Genomic DNA, 16,915 nt, shown 5'->3' with positions numbered 1-16,915 from the left:
TCGTGAGTGCCGCCGATTCAGACGCCCCCGAGCAATTCCGGATCCGCCGGGACAAGCGTGCTCGGCTGTTGGCGGAGGGCCACGACCCCTACCCGGTGGCCGTCGAACGCAGCCACACCCTGGCCGAGGTCCGGGCCGCGCATCCCGATCTGCCGACCGACACCGCCACCGACGACGTCGTCGGCATTGCGGGCCGCGTCATCTTCGCGCGCAACTCCGGAAAACTCTGCTTTGCGACGCTGCAGGACGGCGACGGCACCACCCTGCAGGTGATGATCAGCCTGGGCAAAGTCGGTCAGGAATCGCTGGACGCATGGAAGACCGATGTCGACCTCGGCGACATCGTGTACGTACACGGCAACGTGATCAGCTCACGGCGCGGCGAATTGTCCGTGCTGGCCGATTCCTGGCAGATGACCTCCAAGGCGCTGCGTCCGCTGCCGGTCGCGCATAAGGAAATGAGCGAAGAGTCGCGGGTGCGCCAGCGCTACGTCGATTTGATCGTCCGTCCGCAGGCCCGCGAGGTGGCCAGGCAGCGAATCGCCGTCGTCCGGGCGATACGCAACGCGCTGGAAAGGCGCGGGTTTCTCGAAGTCGAAACTCCGATGTTGCAGACGCTCGCCGGGGGCGCGGCGGCCCGCCCGTTCGTCACCCATTCCAATGCGCTCGACATCGATCTCTACCTGCGCATAGCGCCCGAACTGTTCCTCAAGCGGTGCATCGTCGGGGGATTCGACAAGGTCTTCGAACTAAATCGCGTGTTCCGAAACGAAGGGGCCGATTCGACGCATTCTCCGGAATTTTCGATGTTGGAGACGTACCAGACCTACGGAACGTATGACGATTCGGCAGTCACCACCCGAGAGCTTATTCAAGAGGTGGCCGACGAGGCGATCGGAACCCGACAACTCGCGTTGCCAGATGGCAGCGTCTACGACATAGACGGAGAATGGGCGTCGATACAAATGTATCCGTCGTTGTCGGCGGCGCTCGGTGAAGAGATCACCCCCGATACCTCCGTAGAGCGGCTGTGGACCATCATCGATCAGCTCGGTGACAAGATTCCGGAGATAGCCGCCGACCGTGGCTACGGGCATGGAAAGCTCGTCGAGGAACTCTGGGAGCACTTCGTCGGCAACACCTTGAGCGCCCCCACTTTCGTCAAGGATTTCCCAGTCGAGACAACACCTTTGACGCGCCAGCATCGCAGTATCCCGGGGGTCACCGAGAAGTGGGATCTCTACGTGCAAGGCGTGGAACTGGCGACTGGGTACTCCGAATTGAACGATCCGGTCGTGCAGCGGGAGCGTTTCGCCGAGCAGGCGCGTGCCGCGGCGGCCGGAGACGACGAGGCCATGTTGCTCGACGAAGACTTTCTTGCTGCGCTCGAGTATGGGATGCCGCCATGCACTGGAACCGGAATGGGTATAGATCGGTTGTTGATGTGTTTGACCGGACTCTCAATTAGAGAGACAGTTTTGTTCCCGATTGTTCGGCCGCACTCGAGCTGAAAGCTGAACTGTACGTCGCGCGCTCAGATTGAGTATGCTGCGTACATATGGCAGGTTGTTAACCGGGGAGTGGGTTCAATCTGCTCAGCAACTGCTCAGGAAGAAACGCGAGGGTAAGCCAATGGCGAAAAAAGTCACCGTCACCTTGGTCGATGATTTCGACGGTGCGGGTGCCGCCGACGAAACTGTCGAATTCGGGCTTGACGGGGTGACGTATGAGATTGACCTTTCGACTAAGAATGCCGCGAAACTCCGCGGTGATCTCAAGCAGTGGGTGGCGGCCGGACGTCGTGTCGGAGGGCGTCGTCGTGGGCGTTCGGGTTCCGGCCGCGGTCGCGGCGCCATCGACCGCGAACAGAGCGCGGCAATCCGCGAATGGGCTCGTCGCAACGGTCACAACGTGTCGACGCGCGGCCGCATCCCGGCCGACGTCATCGACGCATTCCACGCGGCAACCTGACCAGACGGCAAACCGGCGCCCGGGTCAGTCATTAGGCCTGGGCGCCGGTTCTTTGTCGCTTTCGCTGGTGGCGAAACAATTGCCGGCGGCTTGCGGAAACGATTTGACGGTTCGCCCCGTTTGATCAATTGCGGCCCCGACGTCGGAGGGAGATCCGAAGATAGGCGGGGACAGGCTTCGCAGGGCCCGACGGCAAGGCACCGCGAGGTAGGAAGCCCGGCGGGCCGACCATTACAGTGGACACCAGGTACGCAGTTCCGGCCCTTCGGGGCCGGCGGGAACCGCTAAGAGGGTCGTACCGATGGTGAGGGAGAGCAGGTAACCACCGATGTTCGAAAGATTTACCGACCGTGCCCGCAGGGTGGTCGTCCTGGCGCAAGAAGAGGCCCGGATGCTCAACCACAACTACATCGGGACCGAGCACATCCTGCTGGGTCTGATTCACGAAGGCGAAGGCGTCGCGGCGAAGTCGCTGGAATCGCTCGGGATCTCGCTGGAGGGCGTTCGCAGCCAGGTCGAGGAGATCATCGGCCAGGGCCAGCAGGCCCCGTCGGGGCACATCCCGTTCACCCCGCGCGCCAAGAAGGTCCTCGAGCTGAGCCTGCGCGAGGCGCTCCAGCTCGGCCACAACTACATCGGCACCGAGCACATCCTGCTGGGGCTGATTCGGGAGGGCGAGGGCGTTGCCGCCCAGGTGCTCGTCAAGCTCGGCGCCGAGCTGACCCGGGTGCGCCAGCAGGTGATCCAGCTGCTGAGCGGCTACCAGGGCAAGGAGGCCGCGGAAGCAGGCACGGGTGGCCGTGGCGGCGAGTCCGGCAGCCCGTCCACCTCGTTGGTACTCGACCAGTTCGGCCGCAACCTGACCGCCGCCGCGATGGAAGGCAAGCTGGACCCGGTCATCGGCCGCGAGAAGGAAATCGAGCGGGTGATGCAGGTGCTGAGCCGGCGCACCAAGAACAACCCGGTGCTGATCGGCGAGCCCGGCGTCGGCAAGACCGCCGTCGTCGAGGGCCTGGCGCAGGCCATCGTGCACGGCCAGGTCCCCGAGACGCTGAAAGACAAGCAGCTCTACACCCTGGACCTGGGGTCGCTGGTCGCGGGCAGCCGCTACCGCGGTGACTTCGAGGAGCGGTTGAAGAAGGTCCTCAAGGAGATCAACACCCGCGGCGACATCATCCTGTTCATCGACGAGCTGCACACGCTGGTCGGGGCGGGTGCCGCCGAGGGCGCGATCGACGCCGCGAGCATCCTGAAGCCCAAGCTGGCCCGCGGCGAGCTGCAGACCATCGGCGCCACCACGCTCGACGAGTACCGCAAGTACATCGAGAAGGACGCCGCGCTGGAGCGCCGCTTCCAGCCGGTGCAGGTCGGCGAGCCGACGGTGGAGCACACCATTGAGATCCTCAAGGGTCTGCGCGACCGGTACGAGGCGCACCACCGCGTCTCGATCACCGACTCGGCGCTGGTGGCCGCGGCCACCCTGGCCGATCGCTACATCAACGACCGGTTCCTGCCGGACAAGGCGATCGACCTGATCGATGAGGCCGGGGCGCGGATGCGCATCCGCCGCATGACCGCGCCGCCCGACCTCCGCGAGTTCGACGAGAAGATCGCCGAGGCGCGCCGGGAGAAGGAATCGGCGATCGACGCCCAGGACTTCGAGAAGGCCGCCAGCCTGCGCGACCGCGAGAAGCAACTCGTCGCCCAGCGTGCCGAGCGCGAAAAGCAATGGCGTTCAGGCGATTTGGATGTTGTGGCCGAGGTCGACGACGAACAGATCGCCGAGGTGCTGGGCAACTGGACCGGCATCCCGGTGTTCAAGCTCACCGAGGCCGAGACCACGCGGCTGCTGCGCATGGAGGATGAGCTGCACAAGCGGATCATCGGCCAGGTGGATGCCGTCAAGGCGGTCTCCAAGGCGATCCGCCGCACGCGTGCCGGGTTGAAGGACCCCAAGCGCCCATCGGGCTCGTTCATCTTCGCCGGCCCGTCCGGTGTCGGTAAGACCGAGCTGTCCAAGGCGCTGGCCAACTTCCTGTTCGGCGACGACGACGCGCTCATCCAGATCGACATGGGTGAGTTCCACGACCGGTTCACCGCGTCGCGGCTGTTCGGCGCCCCGCCCGGATACGTCGGCTACGAGGAGGGCGGTCAGCTCACCGAGAAGGTGCGGCGCAAGCCGTTCAGCGTCGTGCTGTTCGACGAGATCGAGAAGGCGCACCAGGAGATCTACAACAGCCTGTTGCAGGTCCTCGAGGACGGTCGGCTCACCGACGGTCAGGGTCGCACGGTCGACTTCAAGAACACCGTGCTGATCTTTACGTCCAACCTGGGCACCTCGGACATCTCCAAGCCGGTCGGCCTGGGCTTCACCCAGGGTGGCGGGGCGAACGACTACGAGCGGATGAAGCAGAAGGTCAACGACGAGCTGAAGAAGCACTTCCGCCCGGAGTTCCTCAACCGCATCGACGACATCATCGTCTTCCACCAGTTGACTCGTGAGGAGATCATCCAGATGGTCGACCTCATGATCACCCGGGTCGCCACCCAGCTGAAGAACAAGGACATGGCGTTGGAGCTCACCGACAAAGCCAAGTCTCTGCTGGCCAAGCGCGGCTTCGACCCGGTGCTGGGCGCCCGCCCGCTGCGGCGCACCATCCAGCGCGAGATCGAGGACCAGCTGTCGGAGAAGATCCTCTTCGAGGAGGTCGGTCCGGGACAGGTCGTCACGGTCGACGTCGACAACTGGGACGGCGAGGGGACCGGCGAGGAAGCGGTGTTCACCTTCACCGGAGCCCGCAAGCCACCGTCGGAGCCGGATTTGGCGAAGGCCGGGGCGCACAGCGCAGATCCGCAATAGCGATCAGCGGAAACGGGCGGCGTGGCGGTCGTGAGTGCGGCGTAGCCGGGTCAAGCGGGTCGCCACAAGCGGGCGGCGTGGCGATCGTGAGCGCGGCGTAGCCGGGTGAAGCGGGTCGCCACAAGCGGGCGGTAGTCTCTGCCGGGGCTACCGCCCGCTTGTGCTGTGCTCTAGAAGAGGGGCTCGTTTGTGCTGATCGTGACCACCAACGATCTTCCGGGCTGGGAGATCCAACGCGTGTGCACGCGATCATTGCGATGCGGTTCGACGTCGCCGAGATCGGAGCTCGGCTACGGCGGGAACCACCGCAGCGGTAATCGATTGATCTTCATTCGGGTCGACGGTTTAGACTGACCCATGTTGATAGACGGGTAACGGAATCTGGTGAAACTCCAGAACGGTCGCGCCACTGTCCATAGTCAGACCCGCAACTCGTCGCCAACACCACCAGCGGGACGCGAAATCCCAGAAGGAGTCGATGGTGTCCAATCCTGTGGCCGGTTCCAAGACAACCCCTACGCGCGCGATAGATCTATCGGCGACCAGCGCCGCGCTGTGGCTGGCGGCGACTGCCTTTTTGGCATTGCTGGCGATCTACTTCGTCGGCGTGGACCAGGGCGCGGTGTCGGTGTTCGGCAGCGACACCCACGTGCACGAGTTCGTGCACGACGCACGGCATCTGCTCGGCTTCCCCTGCCACTGACCCGTCCAGCGTGGAAAAGCGTCTGATCGCACGCGGGCTGCTGGCCGGCGCCGTTGGCGCGGTGCTGGCCTTCGTCTTCTCCCGCCTCTGCGCCGAGCCGGTCATCGGCCGCGCGATCGCCTTCGAGGACGGCCGGACCGAGGCCGAGCAGGCCCAGGGCCTGCACGAGCACGGCGCCGAGCTGTTCAGCCGCGGCGTGCAGTCGGGTGCCGGGCTGGGCTTCGGTGTCTTGATCTTCGGTCTCGCCATGGGCGCGCTGTTCGCGGTGGCGTTCGTGGTCGCTTACGGCCGCGCCGGAAACGTTGCCCCGCGGCCGCTTTCGGCGTCGCTCGCCGCGGGGGCGTTCGTCGCGGTTTACCTGGTTCCGTTCGTGAAGTATCCGCCGAATCCGCCGGCCGTCGGTCAGTCCGACACGATCGCTGAACGCACCGGATGGTACCTGGTGATGGTTGGAGTTTCGGTGTTGCTGGCGGTCGCGGCCGTGTCGCTGGCCCGACGGCTCACCAACCGGTTCGGTGCGTGGAACGGCCGGCTGCTCGCCGCGGGTGGCTACGTGGTGATGGCCGCACTCGTGATGGTGCTGCTCCCGACGGTGGACGAGACGCCGCAACCACTGCGCGACGCCTCGGGTGCGATCAGCTATCCGGGCTTCCCCGCCGACGTCCTCTACGAATTCCGGTTGCTCTCGCTGGCAACGCAACTGGTGCTGTGGGTGACCATCGGCCTGGTCTTCGCGCCGCTTGCCGAGCGGCTGATCGAGGGCAAGGCCGTGAGCGGACGGGCATCGAGCATCGCGGCGTGACCGACGTCGTCCGGCTGACGCTGCTGTCGCACGCCATGACCGACGCGATGGCGACCGGGCGATTTCCCGTCGACGAACCGCTGAACGACACGGGGCGGCGGCAGGCTGAAGCGGCCGCGCGCCCGGAGGTTGCCGCCCACACCCGTCAGCTCACGGCTCCGGAGCGCCGGGCTCGCCAGACCGCGCAGCTGCTTGGCCTGCAAGCCGCTACGGAGCCCCGATTGGCCGACCTCGACTGCGGGCGGTGGCGCGGGCAGGCGCTGGACGCCGTCGCGCCGGCCGACCTGCGGCAGTGGCTGACCGAGCCCGCTGCTGCGCCGCACGGCGGTGAGTCGGTGACCGGCCTCATCGAACGGGTCGAGGGCTGGCTGGAGTCCTTGGCGGGCAACGGGTTACGGACCGTCGCCGTCACGCACCCGGCGGTGATCCGCGCGGCGATCGTGGTTGCCCTGAAGTCCGCGCCGGCATCGTTCTGGCGCGTCGACGTCAAGCCGGTCGGCTCGGTCGGGATGCACCGCCGCGGAAACGCTTGGACGCTGAGGCTTTGAGGGCTACTGCGGCGCGATCAGCCCGAAGACCTGCTTGGCTACCTGCAGCATCCAGCCGGTCACCTTCGGCCCGTGATCTCGCGGCCAGTTGAGCTGGAAGCTGACCACCCACGGCTGTTGTGTCTTGTCGACCGCATACCAGCTGAAGGTCAAATCTCCGGGCAGGCCACCGGCTTTCGCGCCGATGTAGGGCCACACATTCCGGTCCAGCTGGATACCCGACACCGCGGACAGGATCTGCCGGACCGGTGCGGCCTCACCGACCGCGTCGGCCTGCAGCGTCGCATGGACTCGGCAGATGTCTTGGGCGCTGCCGTACCACTCGGCGCCGTAGGCCGACGCCGGGCTGTGCGCGCGGGTCGGGTCGGGTTGGTATGGAGTGGAATTCGCCTGGGCGAGCAGCCGGGCCCGGGCTTGCGGGTCCGCGTGCTGCCACTGGCTGCGCAGATCCGGTTGCCCCCAGCCGATGGAGAACAACTCGTACATCGTGGGGAAGGGCGTCATGCTGGCCGGGTCGTGATGGCCGGCCGTCGCCAAGGCTTCGGAGATGGCGTGCGTGCCCATCCGTTCGATCAGCAGGTCGGTGGCCATGTTGTCACTGGTGGCGATCATCTTCTCGGCAGCGGTGCGAACCGAAACCTGTGCTCCGACAGGCAATCCCAGGCCCGACGAGCCCACGGCTTTGCTCTTCTCAGTGACCGTCAGCTGGTCGTCCCAGGACACCGTGTGGTTGCGCACCGCGCCCGCCAGCGCGTGCAGCACGTACAGCTTGAAAATCGACGCCAGCGGCAGGGATTCGCCGGTATTGGTGCCTTGCACCGGGTCGCATCGGCCGCTGTCGACCTTGGCGACCTGGTAGGAATACCGGGCACCGGTCTTGCTCAGCACCCCGTCCACGTCGTGCCATGAAGCTACGGTCGGCGGCAGCGTCTCGAGATCGAACCGATCGACCCTGCCATCGTCGTCGGTGTGAATCCGGATGTCTTGGCGCGCGCCGTAGGACGAGGTGAGGTGCAGTGTGGCCGCGCTGGCGCTGATGTCCACGCTGTCGAGGGCGAAGGGGCGATCCCACCACAACGCCTCCATGATGGTTTCCACCGGGTCGACCTTGTCGGGAGCGGCCAGGGTGCGGACCCCGACCGGGCCGATGGGCCAGTCCGAGTTCAGCATGTCCATGGTCTGCTGAGCGCGCAGGCCCGGCGGCGTCCGGGTGTCGATCTGCCGGGCCGGATTCGCGGCGTTGGCCAGCGACGACGGGGAGGGCGCGCAGCCCGGTGCCAGGGCCGCGACCAATGCCGCTGCGGTGGTGACGGCCAGCAGCCGCGCCGGGTGTGGGCTACGCAGAGGGCTTTTTCCCGGTGACGTCCATGACCACCTCGAATTCCAGCAGCGACGCACCGGTCGCGACGGGGTTGGCACGCTGGCCGGCATGGGCTTCGACGGCGGGCCCGCTTGCCCAGGCCTGGAACGCTTCATCGGACTCCCAGTGTGTCACCACGAAGTACCGGTTCTCACCTTTGACCGGACGCAGCAGCTGAAAGCCGAGGAAGCCCGGTTGATTGTCGACCGCGTGCGCGCGGTGGGCGAACCGCTTCTCCAGTTCCGGGCCAGCGTCGGCGGGTACTTCAATTGCGTTGATCTTCACCACTGGCGGCATGCCTGTTAGGCTACCGCGCCCCCACCTCACCCCGCCCTCGGGTTTGCCACGCAAGATGGAGGGATGACCGGCGATTTGCTCACCTGCCGCGGCGGCGAAGGTGAGCCGTTGGTGCTGGTGCACGGCCTGATGGGGCGGGGCAGCACCTGGTCGCGTCAACTTCCGTGGCTGACGAGGCTGGGCACGGTCTACACCTACGACGCGCCGTGGCACCGCGGTCGCGACGTCGACCATCCGCATCCGATCAGCACCGAACGGTTCGTGACCGATCTCGGTGACGCGGTCGGCGCGCTGGGGTCGCCGGTGCGGCTGGTCGGGCATTCGATGGGGGGCCTGCACTCGTGGTGTTTGGCCGCGGCGCGCCCCGATCTGGTTTCGGCCCTGGTCGTCGAGGACATGGCGCCGGATTTCCGCGGCCGCACCACCGGCCCGTGGGAGCCGTGGTTGCGTGCGCTGCCGGTCGAATTCTCCTCAGCAGAGCAGGTATTCGGTGAATTCGGACCCGTTGCCGGGCGGTATTTCCTGGAGGCCTTCGACCGCACCGACACCGGGTGGCGGTTGCACGGGCACACCGCGCGCTGGATTGAGATCGCCGCCGAATGGGGCACCCGCGACTACTGGTCGCAGTGGTCGGCGGTGCGGGCACCGGCGCTGCTGCTCGAGGCCGGCAATTCGGTCACTCCACCGGGTCAGATGCGCACGATGGCTGAAAGACGTTCACTGACAACATATTTGGCAGTGCCGAACGCCGGCCATCTGATCCATGACGAGGCGCCGCAGGTATACCGTGAGGCGCTCGAGCTATTCCTCGCCGGCTAGCCCGAACCGCCCATCGGCCGTTTGGGTGACCAGTCCGTCGGCGAGCAACGAATACAACGCCCGGTCGCGCTGCGCGGTATCGGTCAGCCACGCCACGTCGAGCTCGGCCCGGGTCACCGGGGAGGCGTTGGCGCGCAACACATCCAGCAGACGTCCACGGACCTGGCGATCGGTGCCGGCATACGTCTGCACCCGTCGCGCAGACCCCTGCGCGGCGGGATAGCCGGCGTTCCGCCATGCGCACGAGCCCAGCGGACACAACCCGCACCGCGGCCCTCGGGCCGTACACACGGTGGCTCCCAGCTCCATCAGTGCCGCCGAAAAGACCGGCGCCGTAGCGTCTTCCGGCAGCAAAGCGGCAACGTCGGCATGATCGCGCGTTGTCGACGGCGCGCCGGCGTCGGCTAGGCCGCGCACGGCGCGGGCCACCACCCGGCGCACGTTGGTGTCGACCACTGGAACCGTCTGGCGGTAGGCGAAACACGCCACGGCCCGCGCCGTGTAGCTGCCGATACCCGGTAGCCCCAACAGGGTTTCGACGTCGTCGGGAACGACATCGTCGTGATCGCGCGCGATCACGACGGCGCACTCGTGCAGGCGCTTGGCCCGTCGCGGATACCCGAGCTTGCCCCAGGCGCGCAGCACATCGGCGGCGCTGGCCGCCGCGGTGGCCGAGGGCGTGGGCCAGCGCGCCACCCAGTCGATCCAGATCGGCAGCACGCGCGCCACCGGCGTCTGCTGCAGCATGAACTCGCTGACCAGGATCTGCCACGCGCTGACGCCCGGTTCGCGCCACGGCAGATCGCGGCGCGCGTGCTCGTACCAACCCAGAAGTTCACTCGCCGGGATTTGCCCACGACTAGGCATCGGCGCCCGGGGCACGCCAGAATGTGTGCCATGCCCAACACCAATCCGATAACCGCATGGAAAGCACTCAAAGAGGGTAACGAGCGGTTCGTCGCCGGCCGGCCCGCGCACCCCAGCCAGAGCATCGACCACCGCGCCAGCCTGGCCGCTGGCCAGGACCCGACCGCCGTCATCTTCGGCTGTGCGGACAGCCGGGTGGCTGCCGAACTTCTTTTCGATCAGGGTCTCGGTGACGTGTTCGTGGTCCGCACCGCGGGGCAGGCGATCGACACGGCCGTGCTCGGATCGATCGAATACGCGGTCGTCGTGCTCAATGTGCCGCTGATCGTGGTCCTCGGCCACAACAGCTGCGGCGCGGTCAAGGCCGCCATCGCCGCGGTCGACGACGGTGCGGTGCCCGCCGGGTTCATCCGGGACGTGGTGGAACGCGTGGCGCCGACGATCCTGCTGGGCAAACGTGACGGCCTCAGCCGCGTCGACGAGTTCGAGGAGCGGCACGTCAAGGAGACGTTGGCGCAGCTGGTGTCGCGTTCCTCGGCCATCGCGGAGCGGGTGTCGGCGGGCTCCGTGGCCCTCGCCGGGATCGTCTACCACCTGGCCGACGGGCGGGCCGCGCTGGTCGACCACATCGGCGACATCGGCGAGTAACCGGGGCCGTCCGAGTCGCCACTAACACGGCGGTCTGCCAGCTAACCTTGCGACACGCCGGACCGGATCGGCCTAATCGGCGTGACCTGGCCTTACGGTGTGATCGTGCTGGATCTGGAACCGCGTGGCCCGCTACCCACGGAGATTTATTGGCGGCGTAGAGGCTTGGCCATCGGCATCGCGGTCGTCGTGATCGGCATCGTGGTCGCCACGATCATCGCCTTCATCGGCAGCAATTCGGGTGCGAAGCCCGCCAACACCGACAAGGCGAACTCCGCGCAGAACAAGCCGGGATCGCCGCCGCCTCCGCAGGCGCCGCCGCCCGGGCAGGAAGGCGTGACCCCGGTACCGCCGCAGGGGCAGAATCTCGAGTCCCCTACACCGACGGCCGCCGTGATGCCGCCACCGGTGCTCAAGGAGGGCGATGACTGCCCCGATTCGACGCTGGCCGTCAAGGGCCTGACCAACGCGCCGCAGTATTTCATCGGCGACCAGCCGAAATTCACGATGGTCGTCACCAACATCGGCCTGGTGGCCTGCAAGCGCGATGTCGGTGCCGCGGTGCTGGCCGCCTACGTCTACTCGTTGGACAACAAGCGACTGTGGTCGAACCTGGACTGCGCGCCGTCCAACGAGACCCTGGTCAAGACCTTCACGCCGGGCGAGCAGGTGACGACCGCGGTGACGTGGACCGGCATGGGCTCGGCCCCCCACTGCCCGCTGCCGCGGCCGGCCATCGGCCCCGGCACGTACAACCTCGTCGTGCAGCTGGGCAACCTGCGTTCGCTCGCGGTCCCGTTCATCCTGAACCAGCCGCCACCGCCGCCGGGTCCGGTGCCCGGGCAGCCGGCGATGGTGCCGCCCCCGGAGGCTCCGCCGGCGGGGGCGCCGGTTCCCGGGGGCTGACGGCGCGTCAGCTCGGGGAGTCGGTGATCGTCGACTCCGCCAGCTGCGACAACCCTTCCCGCACGTGGCGAGCCCACATCGCGCCGATGCCGTCGACCGATTGCAAATCGTTGGCGCTCGCCGCCAGCAGGCCCTGCAGCGTCCCGAATGAGCGGACCAGCAGGTCCACGTGGGCGAACTGCAGCCGGGGAATGCCGGCCATCGCGCGGTAGCCACGCGGGCTGAGTGCCGAATCCTGTGCCTCGGGGGTCGTCGGGTATCCGAAAACCTTTGCCAGCACGGTGAAATCGAGCAGCTCGGTGTCCGACAGCGCGTCCAGCTCGTCAAGCATGGCGATGACTTGCCCTTCCGACAGCGGTTCCGGGCTGGCGTGATAGTCGCGCACGATCAGCTCACTGGCGATCTCGTTGCCGCCCATCAATTCCTCGAGCTGGAGCCGCAATTGGCGCCCGTCGGTCCCGAGCTCGATGCAGTCGTAATCGATACCCAGCCCGATGCGCCGAACCAGCTCTAACCGCTGGACCACCGTCATCACGTCGCGCAGCGTCACGAAGTCCTCGATCTCGGCCCGGGACAGCTGCCGGCTGACCTCGTCGAGGCGGGTCTTGTAGCGCTCCAGGGTCGCGATGGCCTGGTTGGCCCGCGACAGGATCGTCGCCGAATCGGCCACCACGTGGCGCTCCCCATCCACGTAGACGGTGACGATGTTCATCGAGTGGCTGACCGAGATCACCGGGTAGCCAGTCTGGATCGCGGCGCGTTCCGCCGAGCGATGGCGCGTGCCCGATTCGTCGGTCGGGATGGACGGGTCGGGAACCAGTTGGACGTTGGCCCGAACGATGCGGTTGCCGTCGGTGGACAGCACCACGGCGCCGTCCATCTTCGCCAGCTCGCGCAGCCGGGTCGGCGCGTAGCGCACGTCGAGGGCGAAGCCGCCGTCGCAGATGGCCTCGACGTTCTCGTCGTTGCCGAGCACGATGAGCGCCCCGGTGCGGCCGCGCAGGATTCGCTCGAGTCCGTCCCGCAGCCCGGTACCGGGTGCCAGGCGGGCGACGGTCTCACGCAGGGTCGGACGACTCACAGCGTGTCATTGTGCGGCCCGACGGCGGCATGCGTCCAGCCGGTGGTGGTGGCGGGCGATGTCTTTCAAGTGATGCAGCGCCGCGACGATGGTCGGCGCGCGCAGCGCTTGCATCCCGTTCGGCACTATTTCGCGCCGAGGATCGTCGCCGTCCGGGATGAGCGCGACGCCGAATCCCTGGCGCGCGGCCTCGCCCAGCCGCCGTTCCATGCCGGTGACGCGCCGCAGGTCGCCCGCCAGGCCGACCTCGCCGACGATCACCGCGGTGGTGGGCAGCGGCAGGTCGGCGTACGCGGAGGCGAGCGCGATCGCGACCGCGAGGTCCGCGGACGGGTCGGTCAATCGCATGCCGCCCACGGTGGACAGGTAGATATCGTTCACGGCGATTTTCAGTTTGCAGTGCTTTTCGAGCACAGCGGTGATCATCGCGGCGCGAGAGTGGTCGATCCCGCTGACGGCGCGGCGCGGCGATCCGCCGGTCGGCGTGGCCAGCAGGGCCTGGACCTCACCGATCAGCGGCCGCTTTCCGTCCAGCGACACCGTGATCGCGGTTCCGGGTACCGGCGTCGGACGCTGGTCCAGGAACAAGCTCGACGGGTCCGTGACGCCCTCGATGCCGTTGTCGTGCAACGAGAAACAGCCGACTTCATCCGCGCCGCCGAAGCGGTTCTTGATCCCGCGGACCATGCGCAGCGCGCCACTGCGATCGCCCTCGAAATGCAGCACCACGTCGACCAGGTGCTCGAGCGAGCGCGGTCCGGCGATGGCGCCGTCCTTGGTGACGTGGCCGACCAGGATCAGCGCGACGCCGTTGGCCTTCGCGACCGCGGTCAGCGCGGCCGTGACCGCGCGCACCTGGGTGACCCCGCCGGCGACGCCGTCGGCCTCGCTGGTCGACATTGTCTGCACCGAGTCGACGATGACCAGCGACGGCTTGACCGTCTCGATGTGGTCGAGCACCGTGTGCACGTCGGATTCGGCGGCCAGGTAGAGCTCGTCGCTGCCGCAGCCCATCCGGTCGGCGCGCAACCTGACCTGGCCGGTGGCCTCCTCGCCGGAGATGTACAGCGCGCGCTGGCCGGACTGCGCCCAGCGGTGGGCGACGTCGAGCAGCAGGGTCGACTTGCCCACGCCGGGATCGCCCGCCAGCAGCGTCACGGAGCCCGGCACCACGCCGCCGCCGAGCACCCGGTCGAGTTCAGCGACGCCGGTCGGGCGGTGCCGGCTGACGTTCGGCTCGATGGAGCTGATCGGCACGGGTCGCGACGCCGAACTCGGCGGGCGGCGGCCGGTGCCGACCGCGCTGAGTACGGCTATCTCGTCGACCGTGCCCCAGGTGCCGCATTCCTGGCAGCGGCCGACCCATTTGGCGGTGGCATGGCGGCACGCCGAACACCGGTATTGCGAGCGCGCGGTTGCCACGCCATGACGGTATCGGGCGGGGCCGACAAAACCCCGGGAGGCGGGCTGGGCCGTCAGCCCTCCCGCGCCGCCAATCCCGCCGAAATAGGCACCGAGACGGTGCCCTGGCCGGCCTTCTCGAAGGTGAAGGTGAAGTTATAGGTCAGCCCGTTCGAGATCGGCTTGACCAGGTTGACGGTGGCCTTGGCGACGGAGCTGGAGTCCATCGGGCCCGGCGCCACGTTCTGACCCTCCGGCTTACCGATGAACAGCATGCCGTCGGCGGGCAGGCGGCCATCGCCGCTGACGGTCACCTGACCGATGTCACTGGTGATGCCGACTAGGCGGTCCGCCACGTCCGGCGACTGGTTCACCGCGACCAGCACCAGCTCCACCGACCGGCCGGGCTGGATGAAGTCGTTGGTCTGCCTGGCCTGGATGCGGATGTCGCGCAGCGCCACGTTGTTGATCGTGATGCGGTTGCCGTTGATCGCCGGCTCCTGGACCGCCGTCTGGGAAATCTGCCCGGTGCCGCAACCGCTGACCACCACGCAGACCAGGGCAGCCAGGCCGGCGAGGGCGAGCCGGGCGGATAGGCGGATCGGCAGGCCCGTCCTGATGCGGTTCACTCAATGCCTCCTGCGGAGTCGGTCAGGGGTCGGATAACGGCAAGTCGCGGCGCGATTCAACGGCTAAACCGCGCAACTATGCACAGTAGTAGCAACGTCTTGTCAGCGGTAGCGCAGGGAGCAACACCGGCGGTCAGCACCCGCAACAGGGCCGTCAGAGGGGGCGTGAACTGGCCGAACACGGGCAGGCGTAGCGTGTGCTGTTGCACGTCTTGCTCTGTCTGTCAACCCCTAATCCGCGTGTGTTGTGCCCCTGACCTGCAACGTTGCTACGCGCGTGTTGGGCTGCCGTGTTAGACTGAAGTAACGAAAGGGGCTCGAATCAGATGATCTTCAAGGTCGGCGATACCGTTGTCTATCCACATCACGGTGCTGCGTTAGTCGAGGCAATCGAAACCCGCACCATCAAAGGGGAGCAAAAAGAGTATCTCGTCTTGAAAGTCGCCCAGGGTGACCTGACCGTTCGAGTCCCCGCCGACAACGCCGAGTACGTCGGCGTCCGCGACGTCGTCGGCCAGGAAGGCCTCGACAAGGTTTTCCAGGTGTTGCGTGCCCCCCACACCGAAGAGCCGACCAACTGGTCACGCCGGTACAAGGCCAACCTCGAAAAGCTGGCTTCCGGTGACGTGAACAAGGTGGCAGAGGTAGTGCGCGACCTGTGGCGTCGCGACCAGGAGCGCGGCCTGTCGGCAGGTGAGAAGCGCATGCTGGCCAAGGCGCGGCAGATTCTGGTCGGCGAGCTGGCGTTGGCGGAGAGCACCGACGACGCCAAGGCGGAAACCATTCTCGACGAGGTTCTGGCCGCCGCTTCCTGAAGGACCTGAGCCTGAAGCGGCCGTGCGCACGGTAGCTGCAGTCGTCCCGGCCGCTGGGTCGGGGGAACGGCTGGCTGCCGGTATTCCGAAAGCATTCTGCGAACTCGACGGACGCACCCTGCTCGAGCGTGCCGTCGCGGGTCTGCTCGAGTCGGGTGTGGTCGACCACGTCGTGGTCGCCGTTCCCGCCGACCGCCTGGGCCAGGCCAAGCAGATTCTGACAGACCGGGCGACCGTCGTCGCGGGCGGTGCCGGCCGCACCGAATCCGTGCGGCTGGCCTTGGCCGCGCTGTCCGGCGGACCGGAGTTCGTGCTGGTACACGACGCAGCCCGGGCGCTGACGCCACCCGGGCTGATCGTGCGGGTGGTCGAGGCGTTGCGGGCCGGTCACGGCGCTGTCGTGCCCGCGTTGCCGCTGTCTGACACCATCAAGGCCGTGGATGCCAACGGCGCCGTCCTGGGCACGCCAGAACGGGCCGGTCTGCGCGCGGTGCAAACCCCGCAGGGGTTCGGCACCGAGTTGCTGTTGCGCGCGTATCAGCGTGCCGCGGCGGGCGGCGGGTTCACCGACGACGCGTCCCTCGTCGAACATGTCGGCGGCCAGGTTCAGGTGGTCGACGGCGACCCGCTGGCGTTCAAGATCACCACCCGGCTCGACCTGCTGCTGGCTCAAGCGATAGTGCGCCGGTGACCGAGTTGCCGCGGGTCGGTCTGGGCACCGATGTGCACCCGATCGAGCCCGGCCGCCCGTGCTGGCTGGTCGGCCTGCTGTTCGCCGACGCCGACGGCTGCGCCGGGCACTCCGACGGCGACGTCGCCGCCCACGCCCTGTGCGACGCGGTGTTGTCGGCCGCGGGGCTGGGCGACATCGGCGCGGTGTTCGGGGTCGATGATCCGCGCTGGAAGGACGTGAGCGGTGCCGACATGCTGCGCTACGTCCGCGATCTGACGTCGCAGCACGGCTACCGGATCGGAAACGCCGCCGTGCAGGTGATCGGCAACCGGCCCAAGATCGGCCCGCGGCGTACCGAGGCACAGCGGGTGCTGTCGGACCTGCTGGCCGCGCCGGTATCGGTTTCTGCGACGACGACCGACGGGCTCGGACTGACCGGACGCGGCGAGGGGCTGGCCGCCGTCGCGACCGCGCTGGTGGTCCCTGCGGGATAGAGCCGCTCGGCGGCCGGCGAATCGGAACCAGCAGGTAAGCT

The 16,915-nt window shown here is 67.5% G+C and carries 18 protein-coding genes; 12 read left to right on the top strand and 6 right to left on the bottom strand.

Going from position 1 to position 16,915, the window contains the following annotated elements; translation table 11 throughout:
• Positions 1-2 precede the first annotated feature (2 nt).
• The 6 genes from lysS to MSG_RS22785 all read left to right on the top strand — a co-directional run bounded on the left by lysS (position 3) and on the right by MSG_RS22785 (position 6,884).
• Entirely contained in the window at positions 3-1,511 is a 1,509-nt protein-coding gene (lysS, locus tag MSG_RS22810; RefSeq protein ID WP_096443266.1) for a lysine--tRNA ligase, read from the top strand.
• Between the two features lie 121 nt (positions 1,512-1,632).
• A complete protein-coding gene (gene lsr2, locus MSG_RS22805; protein WP_025736770.1) occupies positions 1,633-1,971 on the top strand; it encodes a histone-like nucleoid-structuring protein Lsr2 in 339 nt (112 codons plus the stop codon).
• 328 nt (positions 1,972-2,299) lie between these two features.
• Positions 2,300-4,831 carry an ATP-dependent protease ATP-binding subunit ClpC gene (gene clpC1 / locus MSG_RS22800; protein ID WP_096443264.1) on the top strand — a complete coding sequence of 844 codons (2,532 nt, stop codon included), beginning with the start codon at positions 2,300-2,302 and terminating at the stop codon, positions 4,829-4,831.
• 481 nt (positions 4,832-5,312) lie between these two features.
• Positions 5,313-5,534, top strand: a complete 222-nt coding sequence (locus MSG_RS22795; RefSeq protein WP_232011108.1) for a CbtB domain-containing protein — start codon at positions 5,313-5,315, stop codon at positions 5,532-5,534.
• Positions 5,535-5,544: 10 nt separating this feature from the next.
• A complete protein-coding gene (locus tag MSG_RS22790; RefSeq protein WP_096443260.1) occupies positions 5,545-6,336 on the top strand; it encodes a CbtA family protein in 792 nt (263 codons plus the stop codon).
• Positions 6,333-6,884 carry a histidine phosphatase family protein gene (locus MSG_RS22785; protein ID WP_096443258.1) on the top strand — a complete coding sequence of 184 codons (552 nt, stop codon included), beginning with the start codon at positions 6,333-6,335 and terminating at the stop codon, positions 6,882-6,884. The genes MSG_RS22790 and MSG_RS22785 overlap by 4 nt, the downstream gene beginning before the upstream one ends.
• Before the next feature lie 3 nt (positions 6,885-6,887).
• On the opposite strand, the gene MSG_RS22780 is transcribed toward MSG_RS22785, so the two are convergent.
• Positions 6,888-8,228: a Cpe/LpqF family protein gene (locus tag MSG_RS22780; protein WP_232011328.1), complete on the bottom strand. Its 1,341-nt coding sequence runs from the start codon at positions 8,226-8,228 to the stop codon at positions 6,888-6,890.
• Complete coding sequence (gene mhuD / locus MSG_RS22775; RefSeq protein WP_096443254.1) at positions 8,221-8,541, bottom strand: mycobilin-forming heme oxygenase MhuD; 321 nt, start codon at positions 8,539-8,541, stop codon at positions 8,221-8,223. The genes MSG_RS22780 and mhuD overlap by 8 nt, the downstream gene beginning before the upstream one ends.
• Before the next feature lie 63 nt (positions 8,542-8,604).
• Here mhuD and MSG_RS22770 point away from each other — a divergent pair, with 63 nt between their 5' ends.
• Entirely contained in the window at positions 8,605-9,360 is a 756-nt protein-coding gene (locus MSG_RS22770; protein ID WP_096443252.1) for an alpha/beta fold hydrolase, read from the top strand.
• Here MSG_RS22770 and MSG_RS22765 read toward each other — a convergent pair.
• Positions 9,343-10,227 (bottom strand): HhH-GPD family protein, encoded by an 885-nt coding sequence (locus tag MSG_RS22765; RefSeq protein ID WP_096444739.1) that lies wholly within the window; start codon positions 10,225-10,227, stop codon positions 9,343-9,345. The two genes, MSG_RS22770 and MSG_RS22765, sit on opposite strands and share 18 nt — an antisense overlap.
• A 30-nt stretch (positions 10,228-10,257) precedes the next feature.
• Here MSG_RS22765 and MSG_RS22760 point away from each other — a divergent pair, with 30 nt between their 5' ends.
• A complete protein-coding gene (locus MSG_RS22760) occupies positions 10,258-10,875 on the top strand; it encodes a carbonic anhydrase (protein ID WP_096443250.1) in 618 nt (205 codons plus the stop codon).
• 105 nt (positions 10,876-10,980) lie between these two features.
• Positions 10,981-11,781, top strand: coding sequence for a hypothetical protein (locus MSG_RS22755; protein ID WP_096444738.1), 801 nt, complete (start codon positions 10,981-10,983; stop codon positions 11,779-11,781).
• A 7-nt stretch (positions 11,782-11,788) separates the two neighbouring features.
• Here the strand turns inward: MSG_RS22755 and disA are convergent, their stop codons facing one another.
• Genes disA through MSG_RS22740 form a run of 3 tightly spaced genes read right to left on the bottom strand, consistent with a single transcriptional unit; the run spans position 11,789 to position 14,892 of the window.
• Positions 11,789-12,862, bottom strand: a complete 1,074-nt coding sequence (disA, locus tag MSG_RS22750) for a DNA integrity scanning diadenylate cyclase DisA (RefSeq protein ID WP_096443248.1) — start codon at positions 12,860-12,862, stop codon at positions 11,789-11,791.
• A gap of 6 nt (positions 12,863-12,868) precedes the next feature.
• Positions 12,869-14,284: a DNA repair protein RadA gene (gene radA, locus MSG_RS22745; RefSeq protein WP_096443246.1), complete on the bottom strand. Its 1,416-nt coding sequence runs from the start codon at positions 14,282-14,284 to the stop codon at positions 12,869-12,871.
• 53 nt (positions 14,285-14,337) lie between these two features.
• Complete coding sequence (locus MSG_RS22740; RefSeq protein WP_181159177.1) at positions 14,338-14,892, bottom strand: hypothetical protein; 555 nt, start codon at positions 14,890-14,892, stop codon at positions 14,338-14,340.
• Between the two features lie 326 nt (positions 14,893-15,218).
• Between MSG_RS22740 and carD the strand changes: the two genes are divergently transcribed.
• The 3 genes from carD to ispF are packed head-to-tail and all read left to right on the top strand — an operon-like array spanning position 15,219 to position 16,874.
• A complete protein-coding gene (gene carD / locus MSG_RS22735) occupies positions 15,219-15,707 on the top strand; it encodes an RNA polymerase-binding transcription factor CarD (protein ID WP_007166539.1) in 489 nt (162 codons plus the stop codon).
• A 22-nt stretch (positions 15,708-15,729) separates the two neighbouring features.
• Complete coding sequence (gene ispD, locus MSG_RS22730) at positions 15,730-16,398, top strand: 2-C-methyl-D-erythritol 4-phosphate cytidylyltransferase (protein ID WP_096443244.1); 669 nt, start codon at positions 15,730-15,732, stop codon at positions 16,396-16,398.
• A complete protein-coding gene (gene ispF, locus MSG_RS22725) occupies positions 16,395-16,874 on the top strand; it encodes a 2-C-methyl-D-erythritol 2,4-cyclodiphosphate synthase (RefSeq protein ID WP_096443242.1) in 480 nt (159 codons plus the stop codon). Before ispD ends, ispF begins: the two co-directional genes overlap by 4 nt.
• Positions 16,875-16,915: the final 41 nt, after the last annotated feature.

The organism is Mycobacterium shigaense, from assembly GCF_002356315.1.
Lineage (GTDB): Bacteria > Actinomycetota > Actinomycetes > Mycobacteriales > Mycobacteriaceae > Mycobacterium > Mycobacterium shigaense.
The sequence above is the reverse complement of the archived record's forward strand: the minus strand, read 5'-3'. Positions and strand labels throughout refer to the sequence as shown.